The sequence below is a fragment of the Nostoc sp. KVJ20 genome (assembly GCF_001712795.1).
Classification (GTDB): Bacteria; Cyanobacteriota; Cyanobacteriia; order Cyanobacteriales; family Nostocaceae; genus Nostoc.
The window spans coordinates 1-8026 of the sequence record NZ_KV757770.1 but is presented as its reverse complement, the minus strand read 5'-3'; the positions used below and the strand labels follow the sequence as shown (position 1 = coordinate 8026).

Sequence of the window (8026 nt, the reverse complement as noted above, 5' to 3'; positions counted from 1 at the left end):
GATTAAAATTGGTAAGTAATTACTAGGTATATCCCAAGCAAAATTGCCATAATCAGATTGATATCCAGCGAAAACCCAAGCTAAGGATAAAAGAGTATAGTCTACTAAAAACAGTGTGATTAATCTTAACCACCACGAACCTTTGCGTACCTTGACCAATGAAGATGCACGTAAATCTAAAGGCACTTCACTCAATTTATTTGTTGCAATGCTTTGATTACTCATAGTTAGTAACAGTTGGTGTAGTTAAAATTTGATGAAAAACTATACAATTGGGCTATCTCACGTTTGACTTTTAAAGAAATCTCTCCTTTATAGTCTACATATTAATCATTTTCTTCAGAGTAACTTTAAGTTCTTGATCAAAAGCATCTTCCAGGATTGGTTTGAGTGTGGCGACTATCCGAAGTCTTAGATTTTTTTGCAGGATAGCATCCAGTGTTTTCTGAAAGTTTTGAGCTTTAATGCCAAGGAAAAGATTTGTTGTTGAGCTAAGTTATTGTTAAATACAATTCCTGGCATTTTATAGTAGAGCAGGTAAAGTAAAAATATTAAAATTTTTAAGGTAGGTAATAAATAGTTGGGCTTAGTGATTGCAGATTATTGCTTCCAGAGTAGAGATACAATGATATCTCTTTACGAATTACTGTAGCATATCTACTTATACTGACTCAGTTCTGCTTAGAACAGGTTTTGTTTTTTTACGCATAATTACTGATTAACAAAACTTACACACATAACATATAACGAAATGCATCAAAAGTTTGACAATTGTTACAAAGCTTAACATAAATAAACATCGTGGCTGAACTTAGGTCAGCTTCATGGGCATCTCTAGATAATTGGTCACAGACTAGTGAGAATAAATTCTAATAACTGGAAGTAGAATTAGCAATGTGTGGTTTATGTTAGTCTTGTCAAATCTGCATTCTAGACATTTTTGCCTCCCGATAAAGAGTTATTTTTTCTGATATATTTTGGACTGTTATAATCTTGATTATCAAAAAAATTAGACCTTTCGCACAGTAGTATTACCATAAAACAATCAACGCTGGATTTGCTGCAAGTCTTTAATTTTTAGCCAAAGAGCTTGAATGGGTGTTTGCTGGGAGAAGAAGTAAAGATTTATTCTGTATCTTAAGTTACACTGTCATGGGTGTGAAATCCATGTGCAAGGTTTTAGCTTTATGTATGCTTTATATATAGTGAGATGAAACTCACTTGACGATAGGTTCACTGAGTCAGCATCAAAAAATGTAACTATCTAAAGAAAGATAAACGAGGCTAAAACCCTCTTTTTTCCTATTTTCTGCCTCTTTGAAGTTTCTATGCCTGTGTCGGGCTATGCAAACACAGGAAGCCCGCGCTCTAACTTCTCTCTGGCTCCTATCTGATTATAATGACAAATCTTTACACTGATTTACTTAACTATTTTAGCAAATCATAATTATAGCTTTACACGATTTTTACATATGCAGAAGCACAATGAAGATTTGGTAATAATTATTTTTTCTCTCAGTAGTTTTTTATAAAAAAGGATAGAGTCTCTTCAGTATTGAATTTTACCTATTGTAATTTGATAAAGAAACAAAAAACTATGTTTCAACTATTGAACTAAAGTAAATTAGCCAATATAAAGTCTTATCTGTGTTTCTAGTTAATAATTTAAGATTAAGAATATGAGAATTATTATGTTTATTGTCAATCAATTTGCTAGACCTTTAAATACCTGTTTTATTTGAAGATGTATATGAACACTTATTGCTAAAAAGCAGAGCTGGTATGTTTTAGAGAAAGCAAACTACACACATTGACCTGCTCTGAAGGCTATCTAGGCTTTGTTTCTGAGCCAGTAGCTTCTACTCTGAAGGATTTGTGTTCAGCTTCAGTTGGTATAAACAAATATACAATAAATAATAAAATAAAAAAGTGGCATTTCCTGATGGAGTTGATATATAGAAAATGCAGATAAGTAGCCAGACTTCAGATTATAAGCAAAATATTCCGTCCGATAGCTTAACTCACATCATCGATACTCAAGTTCTACAGGAATGGAATGATACCCAAGTCGTTCATCATCAGGCTCTATGCATCCATCAAATGTTTGAGATGCAAGTGGAGCGATCGCCCCAAGGCATTGCTGTAGTATATGAAAATACACAACTTACTTATCAGCAGTTAAACCAGCGGGCGAATCAACTAGCGCACCACCTACGTACTTTAGGTGTTGGGCCTGATGTACTTGTGGGCATTTGCCTGGAGCGCTCCTTGGAGATGATCGTAGGGCTACTGGGAATTCTGAAAGCTGGAGGCGCTTATGTGCCTTTAGATCCGACATATCCCTCAGAACGTCTAGCCTTCATCCTGGAAGACACCCAAACACCAGTATTGTTAACCCAAGAGAAATTGGTCAAGAACTTGCCACCGCATCAGGCGCAAGTAATTTGTCTGGACTCAAACTGGCAAGGGAATATCCTAAACAGTCAAGAAAATCCTGTAAATGAAACGACGGCTGAGAATCTCATCTATGTAATCTACACATCTGGTTCTACAGGACAGCCCAAAGGTGTAATGATCCCTCACCGTGGGATTTGCAATCAACTCCACTGGAAGCAAACAACCTTTGGATTAACTCACGCAGACAAAGTTTTACTGACTATTTCTTTTAGTTTCGACCCTTCAGTGTGGCAGATATTCTGGCCATTGTGCTTTGGAGGGCAGTTATTCATGGCTCGCCCTGGTGGACATAAAGACCCTGCCTACCTTGTGGAGGTAATTACTGAGCAGCAAATCACCGTTTTGGCCTTAGTACCTTCCATCCTCCGTGTCTTACTGGAAGAGAAGGGAATTGAGAATTGCCGATTTCTTAGACACATTATCTGCGGTGGTGAAGCTTTACCTGGCGAACTCATAGAACGTTTCTTTGCTCAATTGAATTTGGATAATGTTCTACATAATTGTTATGGCCCGACAGAAGCTTCCATTGATACCACTTTCTGGACTTGCCAGCGCGGTACTAATTACACCATTGCTCCTATTGGTCGCCCGATTACTAATGCAGAGATTCACATCCTCGATGAAAACTTACAGTCAGTGCCCGTTGGTGAATCAGGTGAACTGCATATAGGCGGTATTGGTTTAGCGCGAGGCTATCTTAACCGTCCAGAATTGACCACAGAGAAGTTCATTGTCAACCCTTTTAACTATGAACCTGGGGCACGTCTTTACAAAACTGGGGACTTGGGGCGTTATTTGAGCGATGGTAATATCGAATTCCTTGGTCGGATTGACTACCAAGTAAAGATTCGTGGCTTCCGTATTGAATTGGGAGAAATTGAAGCCAGATTAGGTCAACATCCGGCACTGACACAGGCTTTAGTTATAGCCAGAGAAGATGTTCCTGGGGACAAGCAACTCGTGGCATATTATATTGTTGCTAGTCCAGAGCAAATTCCTAGTCAGGTTGAATTGCGTCGCTTTTTGGAAGGTCAACTGCCTGAATACATGGTGCCCGCTTCCTTTGTATTTTTGGACACCTTGCCACTAAATCCCAACGGGAAAATAGACCGTCAAGCTTTACCAGCACCGGATACATTTGCTCTTAGTCTATCAACTAACTTTGTTCCACCTCAGAATCCTAGAGAAGAAGTCTTAGCTACCATCTGGGCAAAAGTTTTGCGGCTGGAACAAGTAGGCATCCACGACAATTTTTTTGAATTGGGAGGTCATTCACTGCTGGCCACTCAAGTAATGTCTAGGGTTCGTCAAGCCTTTCGGATAGAAATACCGTTGCAACTTTTGTTTGAGAATCCCACGATCGCTACTTTAGCTCAAGCGCTCGCCCAAAATCAGACTCAAGAAAATGATCCCCAAAATCAGACTATTCCCCAAGTAGCCAACCGCGAGTCAGCCCCTTTATCCTTTGCTCAACAGCGAGTGTGGTTTTTGCAGCAGTTGCAACCCAACAGCCGAGCATATATCGTCTCAAATGCACAGCGCTTAACAGGTAAGTTAAATGCAGATATATTACAAAAGTCACTAGATGCGATCGTTGTCCATCATGAAGCACTGCGAACAAACTTCATCTCATCACTTGATGGTAATCCCATACAAGTAATTGGCACGCCTCGGCCTGTGGAACTCAAGGTAATTGAGGTAACACAGGAGCAAGTGGAATGTCTGCTAAATCAAGAGGCGCAACGCCCCTTCAACTTAGAAACTGACTTGATGCTGCGAGCTACATTGCTCCAAATAGACGAACAGCAGCATATACTCCTGTTAGTCATGCACCACATCGCCTCAGATGGGTGGTCAATAAGTATTCTCTGGCAGCAGTTAGCAGCTGTTTATGAAGCCTTGTTGAGTGGTAAGCCTTCCCCCCTGGCAAAATTGCCCATTCAGTATGCCGATTTTGCTGTCTGGCAACATCAATGGCTATCGGATGAAATACTTTCTAGCCAAATCAACTACTGGAAAACCCAGTTAGCAGGTGCTAATACTGTATTAGAATTACCAACCGACCGACCACGGCCACCAGTTCAAACTTACCAGGGAACAGTGCAATCCCTGATGCTACCCCAAACCCTGAGTGCATCGCTAAAAAAACTCTCGCATCAGCAGGGTGTAACCCTATTCATGACATTGCTGGCGGCTTTTGGGACAACACTGCACCGCTACACTGGACAAGAAGATATTCTCATTGGTTCTCCGATTGCTGGTCGCAACCAAGTTGAAACCGAAGGCTTGATTGGGTTCTTTGTCAATACCTTAGCCATACGTACTAACCTTTCAGGCAACCCAAGTTTCCGGCAGTTACTTAGTCAAGTTCGAGAAGTAACACTAGGAGCTTATGCTCACCAAGACCTGCCCTTCGAGAAGTTAGTAGAAGAACTACAGCCAGAACGAAATCTGAGCCATTCACCGTTGTTTCAGGTAATGTTTGCCTTCCACAATACCCCAAGGGAACTCTGGGAACTTCCGGAATTGAACATTACCCCTTTAGAAATCCATAACGGCGGAGCAAAGTTCGATCTCACCCTCGACCTGGAAGAAACTTCAGAGGGGATCAAAGGTGGAATTGAATACAACACAGATTTATTCGATGCTACAACTATTGCTCGAATGCTAGGGCATTTCCAAACTTTACTTGAAGGTATTGTTGCCAATCCAGAACAGCATATTTCAGATTTACCTCTGTTAACAGCAGCCGAACAGCATCAGCTACTAGGAGAGTGGAATAATACTGAAGCTGACTACGATTTATCTCAATGTCTGCACCAGTTATTTGAAGCGCAGGTAGAGAAAACACCAGATGCGATCGCTGTAAAATTTGCAGATAAGCATCTTACCTACAATGAGCTAAATTGTCGCGCCAATCAGCTAGCAAACTACTTGCAAACCTGTGGAGTCCAGCCAGATGTACTCGTAGCCATTTGTGTTGAGCGTTCCTTAGAAATGGTTGTCGGATTGTTAGGGATTCTCAAGGCTGGTGGCGCTTATGTACCTCTTGATCCCGAATATCCTCAAGAGCGTTTAGCATATATGCTAGAGGATTGTCAAGCCCCAGTGCTGCTCACCCAAAGTAATTTAGTGGAGCATCTACCCGGAAAAACTCAGAAAATTTGCTTGGATACCGAGTGGGAAACAATCTCACAACAAAGCGATCGCAATCTCAATTCCAGCGTCAAGCCTCTGGATCTAGCTTATGTAATTTACACCTCTGGTTCCACCGGCAAACCAAAGGGCGCAATGAACACCCATCGGGGAATTTGCAATCGCTTACTGTGGATGCAAGACGCTTACCAACTAAATGCAACTGATAGCGTTCTGCAAAAAACGCCTTTTAGTTTCGACGTTTCCGTTTGGGAGTTTTTCTGGCCCCTATTGACAGGGGCGCGTTTAGTGATGGCTCAACCAGGCGGACAGCGAGATGCGACTTACTTAATCAACACCATCGCCCAAGAGGAAATTACAACACTGCATTTTGTACCCTCCATGTTGCAAATATTTCTAGAAACCAAAGGGCTAGAACGTTGCAAATCTCTAAAACGGGTATTTTGTAGTGGCGAAGCCTTACCAGTTGACCTTCAGGAGCGATTTTTTGAGCGGATGGGATGTGAACTACACAACCTTTATGGCCCTACCGAAGCAGCAATTGATGTCACATTTTGGCAGTGTCAAACAGAGAGTAACTTAACAAGTGTACCGATTGGGAGAGCGATCGCTAACACTCAACTTTATATCCTCGACTCCCATTTGCAACCAGTTCCGTTGGGTGCGAAAGGCGAACTTTATATTGGTGGTGTTGGAGTTGCTACAGGTTATCTCAACCGTCCAGACTTAACAGCCGAGCGATTTATTTCTCATCCCTTTAACAACGGTGAAAAGCTTTACAAAACTGGAGACTTAGCCCGTTATCTTCCCGATGGCAATATTGAATACATCGGGAGAATTGATCATCAAGTAAAAATTCGTGGCTTTCGCATCGAACTTGGAGAAATTGAAGCTTTACTAGCACAACACCCTGGCATACAGCAAACTGTCGTCACAGCTAGAGTTGATAATCCACAAAACCAGCGACTAGTCGCCTACATCGTTCCTCACCCAGAACAGACACCAACCACAGACGAACTGCGTCATTTTCTCAAACAAAAATTGCCAGAATATATGGTGCCTAGTGCTTTCGTTTTACTAGACACCCTACCCCTAACCCCCAACGGCAAAATCGACCGCCGCGCTTTACCATCACCAAACTCAACAAAGCTTGATTCAGAAAACACCTATGTGGCTCCTCGTGATGAATTAGAATTCCAACTGACCAAAATTTGGGAACAAATTCTAGATGTCCAGCCCATTGGCGTCAAGGATAACTTCTTTGAGCTAGGAGGACACTCGATATTAGCAGTAAAACTATTTTGGCAAATTGAGAAGACATTTAATAAAAATCTACCTCTTGCAATTCTCTTCCAGTCAGGTACCGTAGAGGCTCTAGCCAAAATAATCTGCCAAGAAGAAGATTTAACAAAAAACTTGGCTTCAGTAAATACCTTGGACAAATCAAAACCTGCCTGGTCATCCCTGGTAGAAATTCAACCCAATGGTTCCAAGCCACCTTTTTTCTGTATTCATGGACTGGGTGGAGAAGTCTTGTGTTTCCGTGAATTGGCAGTGCATCTAGGTTCAGAGCAACCATTCTACGGACTACAGCCACAAGGGTTAGATGAAAAATACCCTTTCCATACGCGGATTGAAGACATGGCAACTCACTATATTCAGGAAATACAGACCCTTCAGCCCAAGGGGCCTTATTTTCTGGGAGGTTATTCTTTTGGAGGTATAGTTGCTTTTGAGATGGCTCAACAACTCCAAGAGCAAGGCGAACAAGTTGGTATTCTAGTTATGCTTGATAGTTGTCGTCCAGGTTATAGCTGGCGGGCATCATTTCTCAAACGAGGTTTTTTGCATTTAAAGAATATGGTTCAACAAGGGCCTAGCTATCTTTGGCAAAAGGCTGTGAAATGGATCTATTGGCGTAAGCGGCATATCCAAAATAAATATAACCGTTACTTGGAAGAGTTACTTAATTTACCTGAGAATGACAAGCACTTAAAGAGTATAGATGCTAATACTCAAGCCGTTAGTGAATATATCTTCTCACCTTACCTTGGTCAAGCTATTCTCTTGCGGACAGAGGATCAGAATCGAAGTGAAGCTATTGGCACACAATACGATCCTCAATTCGGCTGGGGTGACATAGTAACTGGAGAATTAAATATCCATTACCTTCCCGGATCTCACCTTGAAATACTTAAAGAACCCCATGTACAGGTGTTAGCCGAAATATTGGGAAATTGCTTAACTCAGGCGCAGTCTTCAAAGAATTAATTTGAACTTTTGACTTGATTAAGGATTTCGACGGTACAAGCGTCAAACCAATTCGCAATGGGCTAATACCATTTCACGAAAATCTTGATACATATAGATTTTTTGTAGGGGTAAAGCACGTTGCTCATTGGTGTCAACTTAA

General features: G+C 41.3%; 1 protein-coding gene and 1 pseudogene. One reads left to right on the top strand and one right to left on the bottom strand.

The window, feature by feature from the left end:
• Window positions 1-225, bottom strand: a pseudogene (locus A4S05_RS36100) (sugar transferase); the annotation flags it as partial.
• A 1737-nt stretch (window positions 226-1962) separates the two neighbouring features.
• Here A4S05_RS36100 and A4S05_RS36095 point away from each other — a divergent pair.
• A complete protein-coding gene (locus A4S05_RS36095; protein WP_069074562.1) occupies window positions 1963-7884 on the top strand; it encodes an amino acid adenylation domain-containing protein in 5922 nt (1973 codons plus the stop codon).
• Window positions 7885-8026: the final 142 nt, after the last annotated feature.

Excerpts from the sequence above, each read along its gene's own strand:
- A4S05_RS36095 (WP_069074562.1), top strand. The coding sequence starts at position 1,963 with ATGCAGATAAGTAGCCAGACTTCAGATTATAAGCAAAATATTCCGTCC.